The organism is Streptococcus porcorum, from assembly GCF_053203725.1.
The window spans coordinates 1-25,938 of sequence record NZ_JBRUDG010000026.1 but is presented as its reverse complement, the minus strand read 5'-3'; the positions used below and the strand labels follow the sequence as shown (position 1 = coordinate 25,938).

Genomic DNA, 25,938 nt, shown 5'->3' with positions numbered 1-25,938 from the left:
GTTTCAGGAACTTTGAAAACTTTAAAAAACGGATTTTGATTGCCTTGAACATAAAGAAAGAGAGAACGAATTTCGTCCTCTCTAGGTGTTAGCTTTTCATCTACCCACTACAGTTGACAAAGAGCCCTTTTTAATTAGTAGCAACCTATCCAATGATCTAAACTATCAGTATATTATCACTACTTATATTAACCTGAGTTACGAAGACCAGTAGCAATACCGTTAATAGTGATGTGGATAAGTTTTTCTTGTTCTGGACTAAGTTCTCCTCGGCGTAGGCGTTCAATCAATTCAATTTGAATATAGTTTAACACATTGAAATAAGGAAGACGATAATCTAAACTAGCTTTCAGGAATCCATTGTCAGCTAATAACTCTTTTTGATCTTCGATAAGCAAAATAGTATCTTTGGTTAACTGCCACTCATCTAAGATAATATTAAAGACAGATTTGACCTCTTCACTTTGACAGAGCTGAGCATATTCAAAAGCAATATTCATATTAGACTTAGACAACACCATGTCAACATTAGACAGGAGAGCCTTAAAGAATGGCCAAGTCTGATACATTTCCTGTAACTTAGACAGATTTTTAGGATCTTTTTTAATGAAATTATTAAAACTAGATCCTACACCATACCAACCTGGGAACATCACTCGGTTTTGAGACCATGAGAATACCCACGGAATCGCACGTAGCCCACTAATCTCAGTAATGGTTTTACGAGCTGCTGGACGTGAGCCAATATTTAAACTAGAAACTTCTTTTATAGGACTGGCTTCAAAGAAATAATCATAAAAGTTTTCATTGCCAAAAACAAGATCACGATAAATTTGATTACTTTCACCAACAATTTCATCCATAATCTCTGTGTAACCTGAAATTTTATCAGCTGGTACAACTTGATTAGAGACCATACGGTCCATAGCAGCTGAAATCAACATTTCAAGGTTATAATAAGCTGCATCTTTATTACCGTATTTATTTCCAATCACCTCACCTTGCTCTGTTAGGCGAATACGATCTTTGATCGTCCCAAACGGCTGAGATGAAATAGCATAATACGATGGACCACCACCACGACCGACTGTCCCACCACGACCATGGAAGAAGGTCACCTTAATACCACGCTCCTCACCGATACGTGTCAAATCTTTCTGTGCTTTGTACAAGGTCCATCCTGATGATAGATAACCGCCATCTTTATTGGAGTCCGAGTAACCCAACATGATTTCCTGGTAATTATGGTTGACTTTAATCCATTGTTTTACAAGGTCTAACTCCAGATAAGAGGTCATAATGTCAGCTGAATTATCCAAATCTTCAATAGTCTCAAAAAGTGGAACGATTTGGACACGCACAAGATCCTTATCCACTAATCCAACCTCTTTTAACATGACAGCAAGTTCTAACAAGTCTGAAACGCTTTCTGAGTGAGAGATGATATTTTGCTTAATAATCTCTTCTCCTAACGTGTCTTTTAATTGGCGTGCTGTCTTGAAGATAGCTAACTCTTTTTCAAGTAAGTCTGATTTAGGTGCATTTGTGGCAGACAAAATTCGTGGATCTTCTGTCAGTTGTTTTAATAAAAGCGCACACTTCTCATCCTCTGATAAGCTACTGTAATCTGGTGCAATATTGGCTGATGCCAATAATTCCGCCACACAAGCTTCATGGACAGATGAATCTTGACGCATATCAATACTAGCTAGATAAAAACCGAAAATTTCTACTGCTTGTAGTAATTCTGTCAAGTCTCCCTTAACTAAAGTCTCCCCATTAAAGCGAAGGAGAGATGTCTTAATCGTTTCTAAGTCCGCTTTAAATTCAGTAGCTTTTGCATAACGTGGAGAGTGGTCTTTACCTTCCGTTAAATAGGTACGTGTATTTTCTAGACGCTCTTTAATATAGTGAAAGGCTCTACGGTACAGCTCCTTCTCACGAAATTCTGAACTATCATTGGATAAGGCTGCCAAGGCTTCTAACTCTTTTGAAACCTCTGTCAAACTTGTTGAAAGAGAAAAGTCAGAATATAAACTCTCAACCTTTTCAATATAATAACTTAAGATAACCTCTCCTTGTACCGTCGCTGACAATCTCAAAGTTTCAGCCGTTACAAATGGATTACCATCTCGGTCTCCACCAATCCACATTCCCATTGTAATGGGTTTAGGATTGTCTAAAACAATCCCTTTTTCTAAAGCCAAGGTTTTATATTCTGTTACAAGACTTGTAATTGCTGTAATTAAGCCTTTATTATAATAATCTGTAACATTCTTGATTTCATTGGTGACTTTGAGCTTCTTCTCTCGGATGATGTCTGTCTGCATAATCATTTCAACATAAGCACGCAGCTCATTTAACCATTTGTCCTTATTGAGTAGGCCCAGCTTAACGTCACGGTGTTTTCGCAAAAGTTGGTGAATCTGATTAGTTAAGCCCAACATTGTCTTTCGTTGCACCTGAGTTGGATGTGCAGTTAAGACAGGCACAACATTGACATTTTCTAAAATTTCTTTAGCATTTTGACTTTGGGAAACAATATCAAGTGTGGTTGAGATTTTTCCAACATAATCCTTATTGATATTATTTTGATAATTGATTTCATAGGCTAAATCAACATCTTCAGAAATATTAATCAACAAAGGTAAGATTGAAAAGTAACGCGCAATAACATCCATTTCATCCGTTGATAAATCACCTACGATTTGATTAACCTCTTGATAATTTTGAGCTCTAGATAACTCTGTCAGTGTTTGAATTTTTTTAAAAACTTCTTGGCTGACCATTTTTTGGGTTGTTTCATCTAATAGCCTCGTTAAGATATCCACTTCCTCTTTAATAATCGTCTTGTCGCTACTACCCTCTAAGTTTGGAATTAATTTTGTTTTTTCCATTCTCTCTATACAACTCCTTATCATAAAGACAGCATTTGACTTGAAAATCCTGACCCTTTAATTTTTTAGTCTACTGCTTCTATCATACCACTTTTATACTAAAAGTAAACCGAAATTCCTAAAATTGTCTATTATTTCAGAAATGTTCTGATTTTTTTGAAAATAACAACTCCTCTACTTTCATATATCCATTTTTACTCTCTTTTTGATATACTAAACAAAAAGAGGAGGTTATGATGAAATTAAAAGATAGAACAAGTTTTCCAGAAAATGAGCTTTGGGATCTCTCTGCTCTCTACCAAGACCGCGAAGATTTTTTAAGAGCCATTGACAAAGCTATGGAGGATATCTACCTTTTTAGACGCAACTATTTTGATGGTCTAAATGAATTGGAAGATTTTGAAGAAGCTTTTTTAGCATTAGAACAAATTTATATCCAAATGAGCCACATCGAAAACTATAGCTTTATGCCACAAACCACAGACTATGGGAACGAAGAATTTGCTCAGATCGCACAGACTGGTACTGACTTTATGACGAAAGCTCGTGTTCTTCTTAGCTTTTTCGACGATGCTTTATTGTGTACAACAGATAGTATCTTGGATCAATTAGAAAAAAATCACCACCTTAGTAGCTATATTCGACAAACAAAAATAAAAAAAGCCCACTATCTCGGAGCTGAGCGTGAGCAACTGCTAACCCAACTTGCCGATACTTTCTCTGCCCCTCAAGATATTTACACTAAAATGCGTGCAGGAGACTTTAAAATGGAAGATTTTGAAGTTGACGGGAAAATTTATTCGAATAGTTTTGTCAGCTATGAGAATTTTTACCAAAACCACGAAAATCACCTGGTTCGCCAAAAAGCTTTCAGATCTTTCTCAAATGGACTACGCCAACATCAACATACTGCAGCAGCCAGCTATCTAGCCCAAGTCAAATTAGAAAAAGAAATCGCTCATCTTCGTGGCTATGATTCTGTATTTGATTATCTCCTTGCCGAGCAAGAGGTTGATCGTTCCATGTTTGATCGTCAAATTGATCTGATTATAAGTGATTTTGCCCCTATCGCTCAAAATTATCTTAAACATGTCGCTAAAATAAACAAACTCGATAAAATGACTTTTGCTGATTGGAAACTAGATTTAGACAATCGTTTAAATCCTGAGGTTACTATTGACCAAGCCTATGAACTTGTGATGAAATCGTTAAAACCTCTTGGGGACGTTTATACCAAGGAAGTTAAAAGCTATCAAACAGAGCGTTGGGTTGACTTTGCAGCTAATCAAGGAAAAGACTCTGGTGGCTATGCAACTGATCCTTATCGTGTGCACCCTTATGTCTTGATGAGCTGGACGGGTCGTTTAAGTGATGTTTATACACTAATCCATGAGATTGGGCACTCTGGACAATTTATTTTCTCAGACAATCATCAGAGTTATTTTAATACCCATATGTCCACCTACTATGTTGAGGCCCCTTCAACCTTAAACGAGCTTCTTTTAAGCGACTATTTAGAGAAAGCTTTTGACAATCCACGTCAAAAACGCTTTGCATTGGCTCATCGCCTAACAGATACTTACTTCCACAATTTCATTACACATCTACTAGAAGCAGCCTTTCAACGCCGTGTTTATACATTGATTGAGGAAGGTAAAACCTTCGGAGCAGAAACACTAAACCGTATTATGAAAGACGTTTTAGAAGAATTTTGGGGAGATGCTATCGAAATTGACGATGATGCAGCTCTGACATGGATGCGACAGTCTCACTATTATATGGGACTTTACAGCTATACCTATTCTGCAGGACTGGTCATCTCAACAGTAGGTTATCTCAATATCAAGAAAGATAAAGACGGTGCAAAACGTTGGTTAGAATTTTTAAAATCTGGTGGAAGTTTACCACCTCTTGAAACCGCTCAAATTATTGGTGCAGACATCAGTACAGAAGAGCCACTTCGCCAAACTATTGCTTTCCTAGATCAAACCGTCCAACAAATTATTGCATATAGTGAGGAATTACAATATGACAACACTCTATAACTTCACTTTGACTGCCCAAGATGGTAGCTCAGTAGCCTTAGAAAAATATAAAGGTAAGCTAGTCCTAATCGTTAATACTGCAACAGGATGTGGACTAACCCCTCAATATAAAGGACTACAAGAACTCTACGATGCCTATCAAAATAAAGGATTTGAGATACTAGATATTCCTTGTAACCAATTTAAACAGCAGGCACCTGGCAGTGCTGAAGAAATCAACAGTTTCTGTAGTTTAAATTATGGCACTACTTTTCCACGATTTGCAAAAATAAAAGTAAACGGAAAAGAAGCAGACCCTTTATATCAATGGATGAAAGAAGAAAAGAAAGGTCCTTTTGGAAAAGTGATTGAATGGAATTTCACCAAATTCCTAATTGATCAAGAAGGAAATGTTGTTAAACGTTTTTCTTCCAAAACAGAGCCAGAAAAAATGGTATCAGAGATTGAAAAATATCTATAAAAAATAAGACAGAAAAAGAAAATCCTTTTTCTGTCTTATTTTTTATGGTCAATTCTTATAAACTTCTTGATAAAATTCTATTTTATCACCATCTTGAATCTTAATTTGATCAGCTGATTTTGGTGCTAACTCATCATTAACATCAAACATCCAATATTTTCCAGCTTTTTCATCTTGTTTGACACCATCAATTGCTGTAATAAAGCCATCTGTTTCTTCTACGTCATAATTCGCTTTTAAAAGGTCCATAACAGTATCACCTTGTGTAAAGCTAACCTTCTCATCTGTTGTATTTTTATCTGTTTTAACAACTAATTGTACCAAATGCTCCTCAGAAGAAGATGAACTAGTGGTACTTTGGTGACTCTGACAAGCCACTAATAAGATGGTCGAGAAAAATAGTAAAACTAAACTATAAATCTTTTTCATTTGAATAAAATCTCCTAAAAATAGAATGTATCAAGGGATAAAAGAATAGAGTTGATAAGCTATGCGCTATATTATAAGGCATTCCAGACAAGACATAGAGCCAGACTTTTGTACCAAATAAAATCGCTGACCAAGTATCAATTACCATACCGTAGACAATCCCAAGTATAGCAGCAAAAATCGCTTGATAGCCCAAACGATCTAAACTAACTCCTATTATTTTAACAGGTTTAAGATAATTTGTCAGGGGGTATAGGACATAAAACCAAATAGTTAATACCAAACTAAAGCTTCCAATTTGCCATAGCACCCATGGACCAAAACCAAGTAAAAAGCTTGAGACAAACATGGTAAGAGCTGTAAGCATAATGCCTTCTGGTAAGCTGAAACACACACTAACAACCAAAAATATAGCAGTAATCGGTTGGACATTAGGAAGACCTGAAAAAGCATAGCGCAATACAATACAGAGGGCTGAAAGTAAAGCCAATCGACTTAGTTTTCGTAATAACATTATCATTCCTCCATCTCTTTTTCTTAACTTTAATAAACTTATCATCCTATGTCAAGTATGTATCTTTTTTTCTATTTTAAGCATCTCGTTTTGATTTTTTAGCAACTTTAAGTTACAATAGAAAGGATGAGAAAGAGAATTAAACCAATATTTGTTATTGTTCTTTTTACTTTATTTGGACTTGTATTGATGATTTCACGCATACATTTAAATCAATTAAAAAAATCAACCTTTGAAACTGCTAGGAAACAAATTCCATCATCTAATAGTTCCAGCTCTAGTAAATCGAGCTCAAAGACAAAGTCTTCTGACGAACCGTTTGTCTTAAACCCTATTATCGATATCTCTGGCTGGCAACTCCCATCTGAGATTAATTACGATACTTTGTCTAAAAATATTTCAGGCACTATCATTCGTGTTCAGGGAGGATCAGGTATTGCTTTTGAAAATAATGCTACTCATGAATCAGGAATTGATAAATCCTTCAAAACACATATCAAAGAATTTCAAAAACGTGATGTTCCCGTAGCTGTCTACGCCTATATCCGTGGCTCTTCTGTATCAGAAATGAAAAAGGAAGCTCAAACATTTTACAAAAATACTTCTCCTTACAACCCTACTTTTTATTGGGTTGATGTGGAAGAAAAAACAATGTCTGACATGGACAAAGGGGTTCAAGCCTTTCGCAAAGAGTTAGAACGCTTGGGCGCTAAAAATATCGGTATTTACATAGGGACCTACTTTATGGAGGAGCATGGTATTTCCACCACTGGTTTTGATGCTGTCTGGATTCCTACATATGGAAGTGATTCTGGCTACTATGAGGTGGCACCTGTCACTGACTTAGATTATGATTTACATCAGTATACTTCTCAAGGCTATCTTCCAGGTTTTGACCAACCTCTTGATTTAAATCAAATCGCAATCACTAAAGATACAGAAAAAACCTATAAAAAATTGTTCACTATTCAAAAATAATATTGACAATTAAAAAATCAAGCGTTATAATGATTAAAATTTAAGATTTTCACAAAGGAGTGCTGTTAAGCTGAGATCGCTATTGCGAAATCCTCGAACCTGATCTAGTCAATACTAGCGTAGGAATTGTGACTGACTTTAGCTTGTCTTTAAGATCAGACTCCTTTTTGTGATTCAAAAGGAGTCTTTTTATGTCTAAAAAACAATCCTCAACAATTCTTGTTGAAACTGCCATTGTTGCCTCTTTTGCAATGAGTCTATCACTGCTACCTGACTTAGCTGGTTGGTTTACACCATCTTTAGGTGCCATCCCTTTGGTTGCTTTTTCATTAAAACGTGGTCTTCGATACGGCTTACTTGCCGGCCTTATTTGGGGGCTATTACATTTTATTTTGGGGAGAGTTTATTATCTCAGTTTTTATCAAGTCTTAATAGAGTATCTTTTGGCCTTTACTTGTATGGGATTAGCTGGACTTACTAGCCATAAATTTCAAGATACCTTAAAAAAAGGAAGTCTGCTTACTTCATCTTTTTGGGCTATTTTAGGAATAACTATCGCAGTTTTGATACGTTATTTCTGGCATTTCCTAGCTGGTGTCATTTTTTGGTCTGACTATGCTCCAAAGGGGATGTCACCTTATCTCTACTCTTTTATGGTAAACGGCAGTGCTTGTGGACTAACCTTTATTCTTTGTGTCATCATTTTCTTAGCTATTTTAAAATTCCAATCCAAACTACTAAAAAATTGATCACAAGGATTTCCATTTCGTATTTTATCAAGTTTGTGATATGATATTAAACATGGCTAAAACAAGAAAACGACAATCTAAATCAACGACAAAAAAAAAGCGACATAAACAGAAAATCATTTCTTTTAGCGCGATACTTTTTTTCCTCATCCTTCTTGGTTTTCATTTTACTTTCTCTATCACAACCTCAACACATTACCAGTCTAATCAGCAAGCCAGTTTGACCAATACTACGCTTTATTCGTTCCCTTACTCCATTTTAGGAACAAAACAGACTAAACAAACAGATGTGATGGTATCTGATTATTATTTGGTTCACAAAAATGGCAAAAAACTAACCTATGCTAAAATCAAATTTTCAGGACAATCATACTACGTTCTGGCAAAAGACTTAAAACTAAAACAAACCAATAGTATCAATACCTATCTAGAAGAACACCATTACCCTAAAACTACTTTTTCCACTGAATATCAAGGATTTTCTAAGCAAGCCTACCAAAATTTTTGGAAAAAACCTAGAGGAGTTATCATTCATGATACTGGCAATGAAGATTCAAGTATTGATTCAGAGGTAAGTTATATGACCAATAACTATTCCAGTTCGGGGGTTTTTGTTCATGCTTTTATTGATAGCAATACAATTTTAAGGATAGCAGATACCAACTATATGGCGCAAGGCGCAGGACCTTATGCCAATCCTTACTATATTCAATTTGAAATGACACATGAATATACTGCTGATGGCTTTGCAAGACAAGTTGGAAATGCTGCTTATTATACAGCTTATATGCTAAAAAAATATAACCTCCCTGTTACTCTAGGACAAAAAGATGGTGACGGAACACTTTGGACACACGAAATGGTGTCGCTTTACCTTGGAGGAACTGACCATATTGATCCTACAGCTTACTGGTCAAGTGCCGCAAGTGAGTACTTTGGGAGTGACTATACAATAGAGGATTTCCAAGATCTTGTCCAAGCTTACTATAATGAGATATAAATGGTATAATAGAGATACCATTTTTTTATTTTGGAGGAAAATATGATTTCTTGGATTTCCCGTTTAATTAAGGGGATTATTATTGCACTTGGCTTTATTTTACCCGGTGTATCAGGTGGGGTTTTAGCCTCAATTTTAGGACTTTATGAGCGTATTATTTCTTTTTTAGCTCACATTCGTCAAGATTTTGTTAAAAATGTTCTGTTTTTTATTCCAGTTGGAATCGGTGGAATTCTAGGAATCGCACTTTTTTCAGCACCGCTTGAATACTTACTTGAGCACTACCAAGTTCCTGTCTTATGGGCATTTTCTGGTGCCATTATTGGAACTTTGCCAAGTCTATTGACAGAAGCTACTGCTAAATCAAAACGTGATACAACTGATATCTTGACCTTAGTCGCTACCTTTGTTGTCTCTGGACTCTTACTCTTTTTCTTAAACGATCTGGTTGGAGAAATCCCTGCTAACTTTGGTACTTTTATTCTAGCTGGTGTCCTTATCGCTTTGGGAGTTTTAGTCCCTGGACTAAGCCCATCCAATCTTTTACTTATTATGGGACTCTATACTCCCATGTTAACAGGTTTTAAAAATCTCGACTTGCTTGGCGTCTTTCTTCCAATCGCAATCGGTGGTGCTGTCACTATGCTAAGCTTTTCAAAAGCCATGGATTATGCTTTGACTAAGTTTCATTCTCGTGTTTATCATTTTATTATCGGATTGGTTTTATCAAGTACCCTATTGATTGTTATTCCAAACCCTCGAAGCGCTGAAAGTATTTCCTATGCTGGACTTGGTATTGGTGGGATTTTTACGACCCTACTTTTATTTGGCTTAGGGATTGCTCTAGGACTTTGGATGAGTAAACTTGAGGAAAAATACAAATGAGTAAAAAAGCAAAAGTCAAAAAAACTTTAGTGGATCAGATTTTAGATAAAGCTAAAATTCCTCATGACAGCCTGATGTTTAATGGCCTTGAAGGAGAGATGCCAGAGGATATCAGACAAGATGATATTTTTAAAACTTTGGCATTAAAAGGAGATAAGACAGGCCCTGTTATTGGAATTTTACCTATTACAGAGCATCTTTCTGAAAAGAAATTAGCTAAACTATCGGGTAACAAAAAAGTTACCATGATTCCTCAAAAAGATTTGCAAAATGTTACAGGCTATGTGCACGGTGCCAATAACCCTGTTGGGATTCGCCAGAAGCATAATTTCCCTATCTACATTGATCAAACTGCTCTAGACAAAGGAACCATGATTGTCTCTGCTGGAGAGTTAGGACGTTCTATTCGTATTGATAGTCAACTCTTAGCTGATTTTGTCAGAGCTGAATTTGCAGATATTAAGGAGTAAGGCATGCGTTTATTAGGAAACTTGATTTGGTTTATTTTGGCTGGCTTTTGGTCTTGGTTAGCTTGGACTTGTGTTGGAATCTTATTTTGTATGACGATTATTGGGATTCCTTTTGGGCTTCAATTTTTTAAAATTGCACGTTTTGGACTATTTCCATTTGGGCGAACTATTGTCCCTTCTCCTAAAACCAGTAGTTTATTATTAAATATCATTTGGATTGTCTTTTTTGGCTGGGAGTTAGCCTTAGGACATTTAGCATCTGCTTTCTTACTTTGCCTTAGCATTATTGGCATTCCTTTTGCTATTCAATCTATTAAACTAGCTGGGCTTTCACTATTTCCATTTGGAGCAGAGTTTGAGTAGGAGACATTATGAAAATTTATCTTATTCGACATGGGAAAACTCAGTGGAATTTAGAAGGACGCTTCCAAGGAGCAAGTGGAGACTCTCCTCTTTTACCTGAAGCTAAAAAAAGTGTAAAAAAACTGGGACAATATCTAGCAGATATCCCCTTTGATGCTATTTATTCAAGTGATCTCCATCGTGCCATCACAACAGCTGAAATCATCTCACAAGAACACCACCCTCCCTTATTGGTACAAAAAGAAGCTTCTCTAAGAGAATGGGACTTAGGGACATTAGAGGGGCAAAAAATTAGCATTATGGAAGCAATCTACCCCAAACAAATGGAAGCTTTTTCCCATAATCTCGCTCGGTTTGATCATAACGCTTTTGATGCAGAAAGTGTTTACCACACTACACAACGTATCGGTCACTTTATTAAGAGTCTATACGGCAAAAAAGATAGCATCTTAATCGTTGGGCATGGCGCAAGCCTGACAGCTGCCATTCGTTCTTTACTAGGTTATGAATATGCTAAACTACGACAAAATGGTGGACTAGATAATGCTTCTATCACTATTTTAGAAACCAATGACGGTCAAAATTTCAAGCTCATCACATGGAATGATACCAGTTATGATAAATAAAAATTGGGATAGTTAATCTATCCCAATTTTTATTGACTATACTTCATCCGAAGAATTTTTTCTTGTTTTTTATTGAGTCGTAAAAGAATCACGACTTTATCTATAGACATATTACTTTCCAATAAACGTTCAGCCGCCATCATCAAACCATTGTTTATTCCCAGTTGTAAAATAGGGTTCTTTTTATCATTAACATCAAAAATAAATTTATTATCAGGTAAATCAAAAAGAACTTTCACCGCGCCAAATAATTGCTCAAAACTATCAATTTCAAGATCAAACACTGGCTTTGTTCCAGGCTTTAAACTACGCCCACGATGATTAAACCACATCGAATGCCAGCCTCCGTTAAAAGCTCCCATGACATCATTATCATAAGAATCTCCCACATAGAGTGTTGTTGAGGGGTTCATATCAAATTGTTCCGCTGCAAGATTAAAAATTTCCTTTTCTGGTTTTTGAAAACCTGTCGCCTGACTGACAATCACGCGTTTGGGATCCACATAATCATACAAGCCCAACTTCTTCACTTTTTTTAATTGATGCTCAGTTGGCCCATTAGTAATAATACCCATAGGGACATTTTTAGACTTTAAAAAATCCAATGTCATGTGCATCTCATCTAACATGGTAATATTTTCTAGCTCATGCTCATAAATTTCCTGAAAATGAGTACCATCAGCTTCTGAAATTTCTCTATACCCAAACTCTAAAAGCGTCTCTCGGCAACGCCAAAATCGAAAATACTCTGTCGTCCACTCTCCAGCCATAACTCGTGGAAATCCAATGTCTGAATAATGACGAAATCGGATATAAGCCTGATGAATTTGCGTCATATCAAAATCCGGAAAGCACTTCTCCATGGCCAAACGATAGGGGGCCTGTTGGTCATAAATGGTATCATCAACGTCAAAAACAATAGATGTAATCATGGTATCCTTTTTCTTTCAACAAAAAATTTTTACGCCTTATTATACTATTTTTTACTAAGGAGTTCAAATCTAGAAAAAGCATAATATTTGATGAAATCATTGTCATTTTATGATAGAATAGAAAGGAAAACGATTTGGAGGAAAGCAATGTCTAACGAACATGTAGAAGAATTAAACGACCAACAGTTAGTTCGTCGTGAAAAAATGTCTGTCTTAGCTGAGCAAGGGATCGATCCTTTTGGAAAACGTTTCGAACGTACTGCAAACTCAGCTGAATTAAAGGAAAAATACAACGATAAAACAAAAGAAGAATTGCATGAGATGGGAGAAACTGCCATTATCGCTGGTCGTATGATGACAAAACGCGGTAAAGGTAAAGCTGGTTTTGCTCACATTCAAGATCGCGAAGGGCAAATTCAAATCTACGTCCGCAAAGATGATGTTGGAGAAGAAAATTACGACATTTTCAAAAAAGCTGACCTTGGTGATTTTCTTGGTGTTGAGGGAGAAGTGGCTAAAACTGGTGTTGGTGAGCTAACAATCTTTGCGACTAGTATCACACACCTATCAAAAGCACTACGTCCCTTGCCTGAAAAATTCCACGGCCTAACCGATGTGGAAACCATTTACCGTAAGCGTCACCTTGATTTGATTTCTAATCGCGAAAGCTTTGATCGCTTCGTAACACGTTCAAAAATCATCTCTGAAATGCGTCGTTATATGGATGGGCTTGGTTTCCTTGAGGTCGAAACACCTGTTCTCCACAATGAAGCTGGAGGAGCTGCTGCTCGCCCATTCATCACTCACCACAATGCGCAAAATATCGATATGGTACTTCGTATCGCTACCGAACTTCACCTCAAACGCTTAATCGTCGGGGGGATGGAGCGCGTTTATGAAATCGGTCGTATCTTCCGTAACGAAGGTATGGATGCTACTCACAATCCTGAATTCACATCGATTGAAGCCTACCAAGCCTATGCTGATTTCCAAGATATCATGGACTTGACAGAAGGGATTATCCAGCATGTTACAAAGGCTGTCAAAGGTGATCAACCTGTTATCTACCAAGGAACAGAGATTAAACTCAACGAACCATTTAAGCGTGTTCACATTGTTGATGCTATCAAAGAACAAACGGGCATCGATTTTTGGCAAGAGATGACAATTGAAGAAGCAACTGCTTTGGCTAAAGAAAAAAATGTCCCTCTTGAAAAACACTTTACAACCGTTGGACATATCATCAACGCTTTCTTCGAAGAGTTTGTTGAGGAAACACTCATCCAACCAACCTTTGTTTACGGGCATCCTGTTGAAGTATCACCTCTTGCTAAGAAAAATGCGGATGACCCTCGCTTCACAGACCGATTTGAACTCTTTATCATGACTAAAGAATACGCCAATGCCTTCACTGAGCTTAATGATCCAATTGATCAGTTATCACGCTTTGAAGCACAAGCTGCTGCTAAAGAACTTGGTGACGACGAAGCAACAGGTATCGACTACGATTACGTCGAAGCGCTTGAGTATGGTATGCCACCAACAGGAGGTCTCGGTATCGGTATTGATCGCCTCTGCATGCTTTTAACAGACACTACTACTATTCGTGACGTTTTACTTTTCCCAACGATGAAATAAAATGAAAAAAGAATATATCGCTTTCTTATCTGCAGCTATTTTAATCATCTATGGTCTTCTTACTCAAAAATTTTTATTTGTTGGACTAGGAATTACCTTTATCCTAATTGGAATTGCTGAAATATTAAGAAACAAAAATCATTAAAAAATCACCTCGACACATGTGTCGAGGTGATTTTTGGCCTACTGTCATCTAGCGATTAGCCCCATACTTCTTTAACAATTTCTTGAATGAGAGCTAACTTTTTCCACTGATCTTCAATGGTTAATTTATTGCCTTCTTCTGTTGAAGCAAAGCCACACTGGGTACTAAGGTAAAGATCTTCAAGAGGAATGTACTGGCTAGCTTCTTTGATTCTAGCGATCACCTCTGTCTTATCTTCTAAATCTGCTGATTTTGAGGTGATTAAACCAAGTACAACTTTTTTACCTGGTGTCACTTTAGCAAGGGGTTCGAATCCGCCTGCACGCTCTGTATCAAACTCAAGATAATAAGCCTTAACATTTTCTTTTCCAAAAAGTGTTTCAGCTACCTTATCATATCCACCTTGAGATGCCCACGTAGAATGATAATTGCCACGGCACACATGCGTTGTAACATTAAGATCTTCTGGCAAATCTTCCAAAATACCATTATTTAAGGTAAGAAAATCAACACTTAACTCTTGACGAATCTGTTCAGCTGTCTTTCCAGTGTGTCCTGCAATCAAATCCATTACGCGATCATCAACCAAAGTTCCCCAAGTACAATCGTCCAACTGTAAATTACGTAAACCTACTGCATAAAGATCAACAATGACGTCTTTATAAGCCTTAATAATATCCGCAAACAACTCTTCCTTATTTTCATAGTAAGTAAATGTATTTGCTGTATGCTCTGCATCACGAATTAATTCAAAATAAAACTGGGCTGGTGAAGGAATTGTTAGGCGTGAAGCCAATCCTTCTTGATCAGCTAAGTCTTTTAAGAAAGTGTAGTGTGCAACAAAAGGATGATTCTGTCCTGATATTTTACCTGTTAAGGACGCAGCATCTGGCTTAGTGGTCTCATCATGAAATTGGTAGCCAATGGCAGCTTGTGTATGTGCTACTCCTTCAAGTCCCCAGAAAAAATCTTGATGCCAGTAAGCACGACGAAATTCACCGTCTGTCACACTCTCGAGGCCAGCAGCTTTTTGTTGTAAAACTAATTCACGAATGGCTTGATCTTCTACGGCAGTCAATTCTTCTTGTGAGATTTTCCCAGAAGTAAACGCGTCACGCGCTTCAACTAAGGCTTTTGGACGTAAATAAGATCCAACATGATCTACACGGAATGGGGCTGTTTGATGGGTCATAAAATTTCTCCTTGCGATATAATAAGAACATTATAACAGGCACTTTACTTCAAAACAAATTCTTATTTTTCATAAAGAGATATAGTTTCAAACTATATCTCTTTTACAGGCACTTTCTTTATAATATAGTCATTCTATTGGGGTTAGTTGTTCTCCATCCTTAGTAATCTTTTATATGAAGTTGTCAAGTAAAAAAACCTCACTAAGATTATACATCTAGTGAGGGTTTTCTGATTATTTTCATTATTCTGAGGCGAGGGCAGGAGCAGAGCCATCATAAATGGTTTGATCTGCCTCTTTTCAGTCTAATTTTTAAAAGCATTCACCAAGACTTCAAACTCTTCATTTGAAAGGGTAATTCCTTTCCCCATCTTAGTGTGATCTGGACTCCAAGTTCTAATATCAAACTTAGCTGGTGCACCATTAAAGCTGACACGGTTCAACTCTTTTGTCCAACCTTTGTCGTTTTCTGACAAAACGAGCAATTTTTCTTCAATTTCAAATTTAAATTCTGCCATAGGATTTCCTTTCTATTTTTTATTCGTAAAAAATGGTGTTAAATCCCAAATACTGAAGGATAAGTGACTAAACCTCTGACCTGCTCTGCTTTTTCTTCTAAAAATTTCACCATAAAATACTGATTGTCCACCTCAAAGGGAGGTTTTATGCCATGGTCGGATGCTGTTTGATAACCAAAACAGCTATAATAAGCAGGGTCCCCAAGAATAATAATCGTATCATACCCTTCTTTTTTAGCAACATTTTCGGCTTCTAACAATAACTGACGACCAATCCCTTTTCCTTGATAAAGCGGATGAACAGACAGAGGAGCTAGAGCCAAGGCTCTGCTTTTTTCCACCTTTATCTCAGTTAATAAGACATGTCCCACCACCTCTTTTTCGTCAGTAGCAATCAAGCTAAGCTTAGGATGATAGGCTGGATCTTGACGAAGTCTTTGAACCAAGTCTGCTTCTTGTCCATCAGAATGAGGACTACCATTAAACGCTAAAGCAATCAACTCCTCCACCTGTTTATAGTCTGAAGGGGATTCTTGTCTGATGGTTAGCATTAAGCACGTACCGTTTGACTTGAGCCATCTGTTTTATAGAGATTAATCAGTCCTTCTTGACGATTACGAATCATATCTCCTGGTTCTACCTTTTGCGGTACGGTTATTGTTAATAATTCCATTGGATTAGGGGCGCGGTCAATTTTATTCCCCTTATCATCATGAAGATCTGTGATCGTCGCATCAAAATGGCGGAATCCTGGACCATAAAACTCGACCTGATCTCCTTCTGTAATAACATTACGTTGACGAATAGTTGCCGTCATAGTCTCTTCATCAAAGGAAACGACTTCACCTACAAATTTATACTGCGGAATTTTACGACGAGCACCAAAAAGCTGCATATTTTCATCTGGTGTTTCATAGTAAAATCCTGTTGCCAACTCACGTTGCGCAACTTTCCACATTTCATCAATCAAATCTTGTTTAATGGCTTCAAACTTTTCTGGGCTCTCAAGATAAGCATCAACACCTGCCTTATAAACATTTGCTACGGTTGAAACATAGTGAACAGACTTCATTCGACCTTCGATTTTAAGGCTATCCACACCATTTTCAATCATATCTGGTAAATGCTCAATCATTGACATATCTACAGCAGACATAGAGAACTCTTCTGGAATTTCACCTTCTAGACTCTTTCTTTCTTGACCAAATGGCATCTCATAAAGGTCATACTTCCAACGGCAAGACTGTGAGCAACCACCACGGTTAGCATCACGCATACTCATATGGTTTGACAGGGTGCAACGTCCTGAATAAGAAATACACATAGCTCCATGAACAAAGGCTTCAATTTCAACATCTGTACGACGACGAATATCAGCCAACTCTTCCATAGAAACTTCACGCGCCAAAACCACACGTGTTAACCCTAAATTTTTCCAGAATTCAAGTGTTTCTACATTAGTAGCAGATGCTTGTGTCGAAAGATGAATTTCAAGACCTGGCGCTTCTTCAGCACAAATCTGAATAAGTGCTGGATCGGATACAATTACTGCTGCAATGCCGATATCACGTAAGCGACGGAACCACTCTCCTGCTCCTTTTTCATTTCCCTCATGGGTTACCATGTTCGCTGCCACATAGACTTTTGCACCGTACTTTTTCGCAAACTCTACTCCCTCTTCCATTTCTTCAAAAGTGAAGTTTCCTGCACGGCTACGCAAACCATAAGCTTGCCCACCAATAAAAACAGCATCTGCCCCATAATGAATGGCAACTTTTAATTTTTCCAATGTACCAGCTGGTGCTAAAACCTCTGGACGTTTTTTTACTTGTGTCATTTTATACTCCTATTTGCAAGATAGATGTAAGATAGTGCTCCTGAAAATAGACAAATCTAGCACTGTGAGACATTACTTGACCATGTCTGGGTCGTAGTCATAAAATCCGGTATCAAGACCGCGCTCTATAGGGTGATGTTTTCTAATCTCTTCATCAAAGACAAAAGCTTGATCTTGAGTAAACTCACCTTTTTCCATCAAGTCACGCGCCTTCACGAAAACAGTTGCAATAGCAAGGAAATCTTGACCTGGTGTATAGAGTCCCTCTAATTTCCAATGGCTAAAGCCATGCTCATAAACCTCTAACAATTTAGGCATCAAATCCAAATCATTGTTAGCAAAAATATGAGTACCATGCTTATCCTCAAAGATAGAATAATGTGAGTCTGGATCATTTGGCTCACTTAAGAAAAGATTACGCTCACGCGATTTTTCCTCATCCATCTTAGTAAAGTTATAGTAATTTTGTAACAATGGACGTTTTGACTGGTGAATAATGCTAGCCCCATAAACCAAAAGTTCAGCTGGAATATCAAGATTTTCAGCCATAATAAAGAGTTCAGCTGATGGAATCTCTCTAGCCAATACAGCTTCTGAAATTCCCGCATTCTTAGCCCAAAAATTGATTTGACGGCTAGAAGTCACCATTGTTGAGGCATCATAGATCGTTTTTAAGGCTATGCCATCACGCTGTAAGGCATAAAAAACCCCAGCATCCCCAACAGTGATATAGTCAACTCCAATAGATTCTAAAAATTTCAAGTATTCTGGAAGAGAATCCATCATATCTTGATGCATCAAGGCATTGACAGCGACCACCATTTCTTTACCAGCATTATGGATAAGGTCAGCAAGTTCCCTCATCTCCTCACGACTAAAGTGATAGGGAAGACGAAGACCATAATCGCCTTCTCCCACATAAATGCGATCGACACCGAGAGCTAGGAGAGCTTTTGCTTGATCCATGCTCTCTGCAGTTGCAGTAATCATAATTTTTTTCATAACTCATCCATTATAGCAAATCTCATGCTTTTTGGCATAAAATAATACAAAAATCTTGATTTTCTCTTTATTTTATGAAAGTTTTTATGAAAAACAGTGACATTTACGGTAATTTATGATAGAATAGATAGGAATTTTGGAAAAGAAAGGAGGTTAGACTGTGAATACTAACAGAAAATTCGACCAGCACTACGATGAAGAGTATGAACAACAGATTGAGAAAAGTCCGAAATATCAACCTTATCAACACATCAACACTCAATCTGCAAAATTGCGTGAACTATTGTTTTTTGTGCAAATTGCTGGTTTCTGCATTTCGACTATTATCTCATGTCTAATCTTACTTTCCCTTCAGGTTAAAGTTATCCTAGCCTTTCCTTTGGCTATGATAATCAGTTTTGCTCTCTTATTGAGTTTAAAATTTTATATTAATTATCGAAAAAGACGAGGTTAATCTCCTCGCCTTTTTTTTATTCCTTATGATCATCAGGATAATCAATCACAATATCATCAACTTGAACATCAGACTCAACGATAGAATCTGTGACATCTTTTACCTTACTTTCATGTTGGTTTGCTTTTTGTTTCACATGAGTAAAAGAGTCTTTAGCAAAAGTTGCTGCCTGATTGGATTTTGTTTTTAATTCCTCCACGACACTTTCTGTAGTGATTTCTCCTGTTTCCCATTTTTCTTTATAATCTTGGAAAGTATGGACAGCCAAATCTTTGTACTCTGCTGCCTTATCGCTGGCTTTTTGATGATAGTCATCTTTGTTTTCTTGATAGTCTTTAAATAAATCTTGCGCTTTTTCTTTTAAGACTTTTCCTTTTTCGGTTGTTAAAAAATATGCTGCTGCTGCACCTGAGGCTGCGCCAACAACCAAAGTTTTTAAAAATTTACTCATGAGCTCTCTCCTTTTTTCTTAACACTTTTGAAGCAAATTTACTAACAGTATACGCTGTTCCTACTTTAGCAGATTGCTTACCGACAGCACTTGCTTTAACAGATAGATGCCTCGCTTGCGTATTTAAATCAGAGACACTTTCAGATAAATCTGCTACTGCTGTAAACAGGGGATCAATTGTTGCGACTTTACTATTCACATCTTCCACTAAAACATTTGCTTTAGCAAGAATTTCATTGGTATGGTGTAGGGTCACATTAAGATCACTGGTCAAAATCGTCAGAGTTTGCTGGGCCTCCCCAACGGTTGCTGTTAATTTTTTTATAAATAGTATGAGATAAATTACCAAAGCTACAAATGCTAGAGCAATCAATAAGACTGCTATTTCCATCATATCTTTTTCTCCTTTATATTATGTTTTTTCTAAATAAAAGTTAATGGCTTGATTTTTTCGGCGATAAATCCACAATCCCAAACCAATACAAAATAAGATTATCGATAACCACTGAGAAACACGTAACCCTGCTAACATGAGACTATCTGTTCGCATTCCCTCAATAATGAATCTCCCCAAACCATACCAGATGAGATAAAAGAAGGTCGGCTCTCCAACCTTTAATAACTTAGGTCGGCGAATGAGGATGGAAAGTAGTGCAAAACCAAGTAAATTCCACAAAGATTCATATAAAAAAGTCGGGACACGATAACTACCATCAATGTACATTTGTTCCTGCATCCATCGAGGAAGATAATCGAGATTGTTGATAGCCTTGCCATAAGCTTCTTGATTCACAAAATTTCCCCAGCGCCCAATAGCTTGTGCCAACATGACATTAGGAGCTATGATATCTAAAAAGTTTAAAGGCTTGATAAACCTCTGATAACAAAACCAAAATAGATAGGCTAGCCCTGTTAGTAAACCACCATAAATAGCCAAACCGCCATTCCAAATCGCAAAGATTTCAGAAGGATGTTGAGCATAATAAGGCCATTGGAAAATCACATAATAAAGACGAGCCCCTAATATCGCTAAAGGAAAGGCAACCAAAATAAAATCTAAAATATCATCTGAGGTAATTCCCTTTTTTTTACCCTCATTTATTGTTAAATAAACAGCTAATATTAAGCCTGTCACAATAAAAATAGCATACCAATGGATAGCAAAGGGGCCTACTTGAATAGCGATAGGATCAATCATGGCTACCCTCATTTTGGCTAATCAACTTAGTCAAACGCTCTTCAAAGGTCTTGGTAGCATCATAGCCCATTTGTTTTGCACGATGGTTCATGGCTGCCGCCTCAATAACGACTGATACGTTACGTCCCGTTTTAACAGGGATTCTAACTCGTGGAATTTTTACAGATGATAATTCAATTTCCTCGCCACCATTTCCTAATCGATCAAAAACTTTACCTTTTTCAAAGTTTTCAAGATAGACAGCCAATTGAACTTGAGAAGAATTGCGGACAGCGCTAGCACCATACAAACTCATAACATCAATAATGCCAACCCCTCTAATTTCAATCAAATGTCGTAAAATTTCAGCAGGTTCGCCCCAAAGAGTTTCCTCATCTTTAGCATAAACATCTACACGGTCATCAGCTACTAAGCGATGGCCACGTTTTACTAACTCAAGAGCCGTTTCACTTTTTCCAATTCCAGAATCTCCTTGAATGAGCACTCCCATCCCATAGATGTCCATTAAGACACCATGTACACTGGTACGTTCTGCTAAACAAGTATCTAAATACCAGGACATCTCGCCAGATAAACGGCTAGTAGGCACACGACTTTGTAAAACAGCTATCCCTTGCTCCTTAGCTGCTTGAACCATCTCATCTTGAATATCCAGATTACGTGCCACAATAATAGCGGGAGTCTCAGGCTGAAACATTTTTTTCAAAACGGAATAACGGTTATGAGAGGTCATGGCATTTAAATAAGACCACTCCTTCATCCCTAAAAGTTGAATCCGCTCAGGAGAATAATAATCAAAGTAGCCTGTCATTTCAAGACCAGGACGAGAAATATCTGATGTTATAATTTCTTTTTCTAGGGCTTCATCGGTAACATAAATCGGCTTTAACTTTACCTTTTCTGCTAACATTTTTACTGTAACAACCATAAGCTCCTCCTTTTTCTGTCTATTATACCATATTTATTTTCTGAAAGTAAGCGCTAACTTTTCCGAAAGTTAATAATGTCACCAGTCTTTGTCTAGTCAGCATCCGCTCACTAATATGTCATATCAATAACTGCTTTACTATCGTTGATAAAGCAGAGTAAAAAAGAGAGCAAACTACTAAAAAAAATCAGAAACAAAGTCACCTTATGAACTTCTGTTTCTGATTTTTTAAGGTTACCAAAACCATTTTCGGTCATGGATAACTTCGGCTTCTTTACGTTTACGTGGACCTTGTCCATAAGCATCCTTAATCAAGTCTTCTTTATAAGGTAAGATAAGAGCTAGTATCAAATATAAGAAAGCGCCTCCTTGTATAAAGATGAGTAAAAGTACAAACAATACGCGTACTAAATTCAGATTCCAGCCAAACTTATCTGATAAACCAGCTAAAACACCGAAAAACCATCTATCTTTTTTTTGTTTATAAAATTTACCTTCCATAGAAGCTCCCTTCCAGAAATTTCCCTTGATTTTATTCCTGTTATATAAAATCAACGTTATTCTTAGAATCTTTACTTTACCATTTTAAAGTATTTCTACAAAAAATAAATCAGCCCTTAGACTGATTTATGCTCTCATTCATGAGCTCCTTTGATAACTCTACTGTAAACTTCTCTTGATTAAGGTAGTCCTAAAATAAAAATCCCCTACCTCACTCCCTAATCAAAGTCTGAACTCTTATAACATGATTCTCTTTCAAAGAATTAGGAATAATTTATTTTTAAAACGATTCCATCAAATATAATTGCGAATGACATCTCCCGCAAACATAACGCTTTAGGTTCATTTTTCTTTTTCTAAAATAATCTTGTCCACAAGCTTGACACTGGTAATGATAGGGATAAACCTCATCGTTTATTTTCGGGACAAAACGAAGCCCATTAACAGCTTTTAAAAGTTGTTTAAAGTCTCTATCTTGATGTCTATATCCCTTTTTTTCAAAATAAAGATGATAGTGGCAAAGCTCGTGACGGACAATTTTTCTAAAGACCTCTAAACCTAGGGCTTCATAAACTTTAGGGTTAAAGTCCAAATTGCCACTATTTGGATGAAAGCGCCCGCCTGTTGTTCTGAGCCGCTTATTCCAAGTAGCAGTGTGTTGAAAATTTTTTTGAAAGTCTTCTTGTGAAACTTTCTTGACATAATCATTGAGATTCACGAGGTGCTACCAAACTTAAATTAATCTTTTCACGTTCTAAATCAATTTTAGATACCCAAACCGTTACAATATCCCCAACCGATACTAGCTGACTAGGATGATTAACAAAGGTTTTACTCATCTGTGAGATATGAATCAAACCATCATCATGAAGACCAATATCAACAAATGCGCCAAAATCAACCACATTACGTACGGTTCCTTCTAATTGTTGCCCAATATAGAGGTCCTTAATATCTAAAACATCTTGACGAAGAGCTGGTGCTGCAAAGCTATCTCGTAAATCACGACCTGGTTTTAAAAGATCAGCAATGATATCTTTGAGAGTTTCAGGACCGATTTCTAAATCTTGAGCCAGTTCTTGTGGCTTCACAGCATTGAGTTTAGCCTTAGCAGCATCATCTAGCTGACTGATCTCTAACTGATGTAAAAGCTTTTCAACTGCTGCATAGCTTTCTGGGTGAACACCTGTATTATCTAAGAAATGCTCACCATTTGGAATACGTAAGAAACCTGCAGCTTGCTCAAATGCCTTAGACCCAAGACGAGGAACTTTTTTGATTTCAGAACGGCTCTTAATTTCGCCATTTTCTTCTCGATATTTAACAATGTTTTCTGAAATCGTCTTGTTCAAACCAGAGACATGTGACAAGAGTGCAGAACTTGCCGTATTGATGTTAACACCTACTTGGTTAACAACCATATCTACTACAAAATCAAGATTTTCAGTTAATTTTTTCTGACTAACATCATGCTGATATTGTCCAACACCAATAGATTTAGGATCAATTTTTACCAATTCAGCAAGTGGGTCTTGGAGACGTCTTGCAATTGAGATGGCAGAGCGTTTTTCCACCGTCAAATCAGGAAATTCCTGCCTTGCTAGTTCACTTGCCGAATAAACCGAAGCGCCACTTTCATTGACAATCACATACGAAACCCCTTTGACATCTTTGAGTAGGTCTGCGACAAAGGCTTCACTTTCACGACTAGCTGTCCCATTTCCAATAGCAATAATCTCAACCGCATATTCTTCCACCAAGGCTAAAAGCTCTGTCTTTGCTTGCGCAATCTTAGCAGGGCTTGCAGGTGCAACAGGATAAATAACCTGGGTTGTTAATAACTTTCCAGTCTTATCCACTACTGCTAACTTAGCTCCTGTTCTAAAAGCAGGGTCAAAACCAAGCACAATTTTACCTTTCAGTGGTGGAATTAAGAGAAGATTTCTTAGGTTTTCAGAAAAAAGGGCAATTGCTCCGTCTTCTGCAGTTTCTGTCAATTCTGAACGAACACGGCGCTCCATAGCAGGTAGGACTTTCTTTTTCAAGGCTTGTTGGATCACGTCATCTATATAGCGGTTTTTTTCCTTAAAACGTGTCGCATAAAGAGCCAACATCGTATCAGTATGATGATGGAAACCAACTTTTAAAACACCCAAACTCTCCCCACGATTAAGGGCTAGAGTACGGTAACCCTGCATTTTTGCAATCGCTTCTGAGAAATCATAGTAAATCTCAAAAATCTTCTTATCATCCAAGGTTTCATCTTTTACTTGTGAGACAATCTGACTATTGGCCCAAATCTCATTATAGGTCCAAGAACGCAGTCTTGCATCTTCTGATAAAGCCTCAACCAAAATATCAACAGCTCCTTGCAAGGCATCCTTTGGCGTTTTAAAAGTCTCATTGATAAAGTTTTCTGCTTCTTTTTCAAGATTAGGAAGATTTTGTAGAATGAGGCGTGCCAAAGGAAATAACCCAGCTTCTCGAGCAATCATTGCTTTGGTTCGGCGTTTTTCTTTATAAGGCAGATAGAGCTCCTCGACATCTGTCAACTTTTCAGCCGACTCAATCGCTTGACGAAGAGTATCTGTCAGTTTTCCCTGCTCTTCAATTTTTGCAAGAACAGTTGCCTTTCTATCTCTCAAAGCTGTTAAACTCTTATCTAGATCAATGATCGCTTTAATGACCACCTCATCTAGATTTCCCGTTACATCTTTACGATAACGCGCAATAAAAGGAATGGTATTTCCCTCTTGTGTTAAACTTAAAACCCTCTCAACCTGATGTTGTGAAATTGAGAGATGATTTGCAATTTGTATCATATTTTCCATACAAATATTTTAGCATATTTTACAGGGAAAAAAGATGCTAAAGTAAAAAACTAGACCTCTAGCCTAGCTTGTTATTTATATTATCCTATCAGATAGAACTAGCTACTCTTTTTACAGTTACTTAAATCTTGAGAGTACAAAAACACCTGATCAGTAACAGTGATGTCTTCTGACGTTTTACAGTTACTTAAATCTTGAGAGTACAAAAACTCTTCCACTGAGTAATCACTCCACACAAGGGTTTTACAGTTACTTAAATCTTGAGAGTACAAAAACACGCTACCCAACATACACTCAGCACCGCGGGTTTTACAGTTACTTAAATCTTGAGAGTACAAAAACCTGTGCATTTGACTCACCTTGGACCATGAGTTTTACAGTTACTTAAATCTTGAGAGTACAAAAACACCTTGTGAAAGGTGGAACTAATTCCTTCTGTTTTACAGTTACTTAAATCTTGAGAGTACAAAAACCTTTAATCTCATTTTCTGTGAGCCATGTGTTGTTTTACAGTTACTTAAATCTTGAGAGTACAAAAACAGTATATTGTAAATAAATATGACAACTAAAGTTTTACAGTTACTTAAATCTTGAGAGTACAAAAACGTCTAGATGAGGCGGAACAAGAGCGGAATGGTTTTACAGTTACTTAAATCTTGAGAGTACAAAAACTCAAAATAATTATGTCGTTTTAGTAATTTAGTTTTACAGTTACTTAAATCTTGAGAGTACAAAAACTACGCTCTTATCCATAACCAACTAGTCAGTGTTTTACAGTTACTTAAATCTTGAGAGTACAAAAACGTCTAGATGAGGCGGAACAAGAGCGGAATGGTTTTACAGTTACTTAAATCTTGAGAGTACAAAAACTCAAAATAATTATGTCGTTTTAGTA

28 protein-coding genes, 1 CRISPR repeat array and 1 riboswitch are annotated in these 25,938 nt (G+C 37.0%); of the genes, 12 read left to right on the top strand and 16 right to left on the bottom strand.

What is annotated here, in order from left to right:
* Window positions 1-188: 188 nt before the first annotated feature.
* Complete coding sequence (ppc, locus tag ACVRWY_RS07190) at window positions 189-2,897, bottom strand: phosphoenolpyruvate carboxylase (RefSeq protein WP_354368752.1); 2,709 nt, start codon at window positions 2,895-2,897, stop codon at window positions 189-191.
* 236 nt (window positions 2,898-3,133) lie between these two features.
* Here ppc and pepF point away from each other — a divergent pair, with 236 nt between their 5' ends.
* Window positions 3,134-4,942, top strand: coding sequence for an oligoendopeptidase F (gene pepF, locus ACVRWY_RS07185; RefSeq protein WP_354368750.1), 1,809 nt, complete (start codon window positions 3,134-3,136; stop codon window positions 4,940-4,942).
* On the top strand, window positions 4,926-5,402 hold the full coding sequence (locus ACVRWY_RS07180; RefSeq protein WP_354368748.1) for a glutathione peroxidase: 477 nt from the start codon (window positions 4,926-4,928) through the stop codon (window positions 5,400-5,402). The genes pepF and ACVRWY_RS07180 overlap by 17 nt, the downstream gene beginning before the upstream one ends.
* 48 nt (window positions 5,403-5,450) lie before the next feature.
* Here the strand turns inward: ACVRWY_RS07180 and ACVRWY_RS07175 are convergent, their stop codons facing one another.
* Window positions 5,451-5,831: a DUF4430 domain-containing protein gene (locus ACVRWY_RS07175; RefSeq protein WP_354368746.1), complete on the bottom strand. Its 381-nt coding sequence runs from the start codon at window positions 5,829-5,831 to the stop codon at window positions 5,451-5,453.
* Window positions 5,815-6,345 (bottom strand): ECF transporter S component, encoded by a 531-nt coding sequence (locus tag ACVRWY_RS07170; RefSeq protein WP_354368744.1) that lies wholly within the window; start codon window positions 6,343-6,345, stop codon window positions 5,815-5,817. Before ACVRWY_RS07170 ends, ACVRWY_RS07175 begins: the two co-directional genes overlap by 17 nt.
* 126 nt (window positions 6,346-6,471) lie before the next feature.
* Between ACVRWY_RS07170 and ACVRWY_RS07165 the strand changes: the two genes are divergently transcribed.
* The 7 genes from ACVRWY_RS07165 to ACVRWY_RS07135 all read left to right on the top strand — a co-directional run bounded on the left by ACVRWY_RS07165 (window position 6,472) and on the right by ACVRWY_RS07135 (window position 11,416).
* Window positions 6,472-7,323 carry a glycoside hydrolase family 25 protein gene (locus ACVRWY_RS07165; protein WP_354368742.1) on the top strand — a complete coding sequence of 284 codons (852 nt, stop codon included), beginning with the start codon at window positions 6,472-6,474 and terminating at the stop codon, window positions 7,321-7,323.
* Window positions 7,324-7,368: 45 nt separating this feature from the next.
* Window positions 7,369-7,466: riboswitch (TPP riboswitch) on the top strand.
* Between the two features lie 48 nt (window positions 7,467-7,514).
* Entirely contained in the window at window positions 7,515-8,072 is a 558-nt protein-coding gene (gene thiT, locus ACVRWY_RS07160; protein ID WP_354368740.1) for an energy-coupled thiamine transporter ThiT, read from the top strand.
* Window positions 8,073-8,112: 40 nt separating this feature from the next.
* Entirely contained in the window at window positions 8,113-9,072 is a 960-nt protein-coding gene (locus ACVRWY_RS07155; RefSeq protein ID WP_354368738.1) for a peptidoglycan recognition protein family protein, read from the top strand.
* A 42-nt stretch (window positions 9,073-9,114) separates the two neighbouring features.
* Window positions 9,115-9,957, top strand: coding sequence for a DUF368 domain-containing protein (locus ACVRWY_RS07150; protein WP_354368736.1), 843 nt, complete (start codon window positions 9,115-9,117; stop codon window positions 9,955-9,957).
* Window positions 9,954-10,427, top strand: a complete 474-nt coding sequence (locus ACVRWY_RS07145; protein WP_354368734.1) for an aminoacyl-tRNA deacylase — start codon at window positions 9,954-9,956, stop codon at window positions 10,425-10,427. Before ACVRWY_RS07150 ends, ACVRWY_RS07145 begins: the two co-directional genes overlap by 4 nt.
* A gap of 3 nt (window positions 10,428-10,430) precedes the next feature.
* A complete protein-coding gene (locus ACVRWY_RS07140; RefSeq protein WP_354368732.1) occupies window positions 10,431-10,790 on the top strand; it encodes a YccF domain-containing protein in 360 nt (119 codons plus the stop codon).
* 8 nt (window positions 10,791-10,798) lie between these two features.
* Window positions 10,799-11,416, top strand: coding sequence for a histidine phosphatase family protein (locus tag ACVRWY_RS07135; protein ID WP_354368730.1), 618 nt, complete (start codon window positions 10,799-10,801; stop codon window positions 11,414-11,416).
* A gap of 29 nt (window positions 11,417-11,445) precedes the next feature.
* Here ACVRWY_RS07135 and ACVRWY_RS07130 read toward each other — a convergent pair whose 3' ends face one another.
* Window positions 11,446-12,348, bottom strand: a complete 903-nt coding sequence (locus ACVRWY_RS07130; RefSeq protein WP_354368728.1) for an HAD family hydrolase — start codon at window positions 12,346-12,348, stop codon at window positions 11,446-11,448.
* Window positions 12,349-12,495: 147 nt separating this feature from the next.
* Between ACVRWY_RS07130 and lysS the strand changes: the two genes are divergently transcribed.
* On the top strand, window positions 12,496-13,986 hold the full coding sequence (lysS, locus tag ACVRWY_RS07125) for a lysine--tRNA ligase (RefSeq protein ID WP_354368726.1): 1,491 nt from the start codon (window positions 12,496-12,498) through the stop codon (window positions 13,984-13,986).
* 1 nt (window position 13,987) lies between these two features.
* Window positions 13,988-14,131, top strand: a complete 144-nt coding sequence (locus ACVRWY_RS07120; RefSeq protein ID WP_354368724.1) for a hypothetical protein — start codon at window positions 13,988-13,990, stop codon at window positions 14,129-14,131.
* A 55-nt stretch (window positions 14,132-14,186) separates the two neighbouring features.
* Here the strand turns inward: ACVRWY_RS07120 and ACVRWY_RS07115 are convergent, their stop codons facing one another.
* The 5 genes from ACVRWY_RS07115 to ACVRWY_RS07095 form a co-directional block, all read right to left on the bottom strand.
* Window positions 14,187-15,323 (bottom strand): 5-methyltetrahydropteroyltriglutamate--homocysteine S-methyltransferase, encoded by a 1,137-nt coding sequence (locus ACVRWY_RS07115; RefSeq protein ID WP_354368722.1) that lies wholly within the window; start codon window positions 15,321-15,323, stop codon window positions 14,187-14,189.
* 305 nt (window positions 15,324-15,628) lie between these two features.
* On the bottom strand, window positions 15,629-15,841 hold the full coding sequence (locus ACVRWY_RS07110; RefSeq protein ID WP_354368720.1) for a YdbC family protein: 213 nt from the start codon (window positions 15,839-15,841) through the stop codon (window positions 15,629-15,631).
* A 38-nt stretch (window positions 15,842-15,879) separates the two neighbouring features.
* Window positions 15,880-16,392 (bottom strand): GNAT family N-acetyltransferase, encoded by a 513-nt coding sequence (locus ACVRWY_RS07105; protein ID WP_354368718.1) that lies wholly within the window; start codon window positions 16,390-16,392, stop codon window positions 15,880-15,882.
* Window positions 16,392-17,678 carry a peptidase U32 family protein gene (locus ACVRWY_RS07100; protein WP_354368716.1) on the bottom strand — a complete coding sequence of 429 codons (1,287 nt, stop codon included), beginning with the start codon at window positions 17,676-17,678 and terminating at the stop codon, window positions 16,392-16,394. The genes ACVRWY_RS07105 and ACVRWY_RS07100 overlap by 1 nt, the downstream gene beginning before the upstream one ends.
* A 72-nt stretch (window positions 17,679-17,750) precedes the next feature.
* A complete protein-coding gene (locus tag ACVRWY_RS07095; RefSeq protein WP_354368714.1) occupies window positions 17,751-18,680 on the bottom strand; it encodes a peptidase U32 family protein in 930 nt (309 codons plus the stop codon).
* 160 nt (window positions 18,681-18,840) lie between these two features.
* Here ACVRWY_RS07095 and ACVRWY_RS07090 point away from each other — a divergent pair, with 160 nt between their 5' ends.
* On the top strand, window positions 18,841-19,134 hold the full coding sequence (locus tag ACVRWY_RS07090) for a DUF3270 domain-containing protein (RefSeq protein ID WP_354368712.1): 294 nt from the start codon (window positions 18,841-18,843) through the stop codon (window positions 19,132-19,134).
* A gap of 16 nt (window positions 19,135-19,150) precedes the next feature.
* Here ACVRWY_RS07090 and ACVRWY_RS07085 read toward each other — a convergent pair whose 3' ends face one another.
* From ACVRWY_RS07085 to ACVRWY_RS07055, 7 genes are all read right to left on the bottom strand, one after another.
* Window positions 19,151-19,585: a YtxH domain-containing protein gene (locus ACVRWY_RS07085; RefSeq protein WP_354368710.1), complete on the bottom strand. Its 435-nt coding sequence runs from the start codon at window positions 19,583-19,585 to the stop codon at window positions 19,151-19,153.
* Window positions 19,578-19,979: a DUF948 domain-containing protein gene (locus ACVRWY_RS07080; RefSeq protein WP_354368708.1), complete on the bottom strand. Its 402-nt coding sequence runs from the start codon at window positions 19,977-19,979 to the stop codon at window positions 19,578-19,580. Before ACVRWY_RS07080 ends, ACVRWY_RS07085 begins: the two co-directional genes overlap by 8 nt.
* A gap of 18 nt (window positions 19,980-19,997) precedes the next feature.
* Entirely contained in the window at window positions 19,998-20,783 is a 786-nt protein-coding gene (lgt, locus tag ACVRWY_RS07075) for a prolipoprotein diacylglyceryl transferase (RefSeq protein WP_354368706.1), read from the bottom strand.
* Window positions 20,776-21,711, bottom strand: coding sequence for an HPr(Ser) kinase/phosphatase (hprK, locus tag ACVRWY_RS07070; protein ID WP_354368704.1), 936 nt, complete (start codon window positions 21,709-21,711; stop codon window positions 20,776-20,778). Before hprK ends, lgt begins: the two co-directional genes overlap by 8 nt.
* Window positions 21,712-21,945: 234 nt before the next feature.
* On the bottom strand, window positions 21,946-22,212 hold the full coding sequence (locus ACVRWY_RS07065) for a PspC domain-containing protein (protein ID WP_354368702.1): 267 nt from the start codon (window positions 22,210-22,212) through the stop codon (window positions 21,946-21,948).
* Window positions 22,213-22,492: 280 nt separating this feature from the next.
* On the bottom strand, window positions 22,493-22,930 hold the full coding sequence (locus tag ACVRWY_RS07060; RefSeq protein ID WP_354368700.1) for a SprT family protein: 438 nt from the start codon (window positions 22,928-22,930) through the stop codon (window positions 22,493-22,495).
* Window positions 22,917-25,043 (bottom strand): Tex family protein, encoded by a 2,127-nt coding sequence (locus ACVRWY_RS07055; RefSeq protein WP_354368699.1) that lies wholly within the window; start codon window positions 25,041-25,043, stop codon window positions 22,917-22,919. The genes ACVRWY_RS07060 and ACVRWY_RS07055 overlap by 14 nt, the downstream gene beginning before the upstream one ends.
* A gap of 108 nt (window positions 25,044-25,151) precedes the next feature.
* Window positions 25,152-25,913: a CRISPR direct-repeat array (repeat unit 36 nt; unit sequence GTTTTACAGTTACTTAAATCTTGAGAGTACAAAAAC).
* Window positions 25,914-25,938: the final 25 nt, after the last annotated feature.

Bases quoted from the DNA above. Each gene is read 5' to 3' on its own strand.
- ppc (WP_354368752.1), bottom strand. From the start codon at position 2,897: ATGGAAAAAACAAAATTAATTCCAAACTTAGAGGGTAGTAGCGACAAG.
- pepF (WP_354368750.1), top strand. From the start codon at position 3,134: ATGAAATTAAAAGATAGAACAAGTTTTCCAGAAAATGAGCTTTGGGAT.
- ACVRWY_RS07180 (WP_354368748.1), top strand. From the start codon at position 4,926: ATGACAACACTCTATAACTTCACTTTGACTGCCCAAGATGGTAGCTCA.
- ACVRWY_RS07175 (WP_354368746.1), bottom strand. From the start codon at position 5,831: ATGAAAAAGATTTATAGTTTAGTTTTACTATTTTTCTCGACCATCTTA.
- ACVRWY_RS07170 (WP_354368744.1), bottom strand. From the start codon at position 6,345: ATGTTATTACGAAAACTAAGTCGATTGGCTTTACTTTCAGCCCTCTGT.
- ACVRWY_RS07165 (WP_354368742.1), top strand. From the start codon at position 6,472: ATGAGAAAGAGAATTAAACCAATATTTGTTATTGTTCTTTTTACTTTA.
- thiT (WP_354368740.1), top strand. From the start codon at position 7,515: ATGTCTAAAAAACAATCCTCAACAATTCTTGTTGAAACTGCCATTGTT.
- ACVRWY_RS07155 (WP_354368738.1), top strand. From the start codon at position 8,113: ATGATATTAAACATGGCTAAAACAAGAAAACGACAATCTAAATCAACG.
- ACVRWY_RS07150 (WP_354368736.1), top strand. From the start codon at position 9,115: ATGATTTCTTGGATTTCCCGTTTAATTAAGGGGATTATTATTGCACTT.
- ACVRWY_RS07145 (WP_354368734.1), top strand. From the start codon at position 9,954: ATGAGTAAAAAAGCAAAAGTCAAAAAAACTTTAGTGGATCAGATTTTA.
- ACVRWY_RS07140 (WP_354368732.1), top strand. From the start codon at position 10,431: ATGCGTTTATTAGGAAACTTGATTTGGTTTATTTTGGCTGGCTTTTGG.
- ACVRWY_RS07135 (WP_354368730.1), top strand. From the start codon at position 10,799: ATGAAAATTTATCTTATTCGACATGGGAAAACTCAGTGGAATTTAGAA.
- ACVRWY_RS07130 (WP_354368728.1), bottom strand. From the start codon at position 12,348: ATGATTACATCTATTGTTTTTGACGTTGATGATACCATTTATGACCAA.
- lysS (WP_354368726.1), top strand. From the start codon at position 12,496: ATGTCTAACGAACATGTAGAAGAATTAAACGACCAACAGTTAGTTCGT.
- ACVRWY_RS07120 (WP_354368724.1), top strand. From the start codon at position 13,988: ATGAAAAAAGAATATATCGCTTTCTTATCTGCAGCTATTTTAATCATC.
- ACVRWY_RS07115 (WP_354368722.1), bottom strand. From the start codon at position 15,323: ATGACCCATCAAACAGCCCCATTCCGTGTAGATCATGTTGGATCTTAT.
- ACVRWY_RS07110 (WP_354368720.1), bottom strand. From the start codon at position 15,841: ATGGCAGAATTTAAATTTGAAATTGAAGAAAAATTGCTCGTTTTGTCA.
- ACVRWY_RS07105 (WP_354368718.1), bottom strand. From the start codon at position 16,392: ATGCTAACCATCAGACAAGAATCCCCTTCAGACTATAAACAGGTGGAG.
- ACVRWY_RS07100 (WP_354368716.1), bottom strand. From the start codon at position 17,678: ATGACACAAGTAAAAAAACGTCCAGAGGTTTTAGCACCAGCTGGTACA.
- ACVRWY_RS07095 (WP_354368714.1), bottom strand. From the start codon at position 18,680: ATGAAAAAAATTATGATTACTGCAACTGCAGAGAGCATGGATCAAGCA.
- ACVRWY_RS07085 (WP_354368710.1), bottom strand. From the start codon at position 19,585: ATGAGTAAATTTTTAAAAACTTTGGTTGTTGGCGCAGCCTCAGGTGCA.
- ACVRWY_RS07080 (WP_354368708.1), bottom strand. From the start codon at position 19,979: ATGATGGAAATAGCAGTCTTATTGATTGCTCTAGCATTTGTAGCTTTG.
- lgt (WP_354368706.1), bottom strand. From the start codon at position 20,783: ATGATTGATCCTATCGCTATTCAAGTAGGCCCCTTTGCTATCCATTGG.
- hprK (WP_354368704.1), bottom strand. From the start codon at position 21,711: ATGGTTGTTACAGTAAAAATGTTAGCAGAAAAGGTAAAGTTAAAGCCG.
- ACVRWY_RS07065 (WP_354368702.1), bottom strand. From the start codon at position 22,212: ATGGAAGGTAAATTTTATAAACAAAAAAAAGATAGATGGTTTTTCGGT.
- ACVRWY_RS07055 (WP_354368699.1), bottom strand. From the start codon at position 25,043: ATGGAAAATATGATACAAATTGCAAATCATCTCTCAATTTCACAACAT.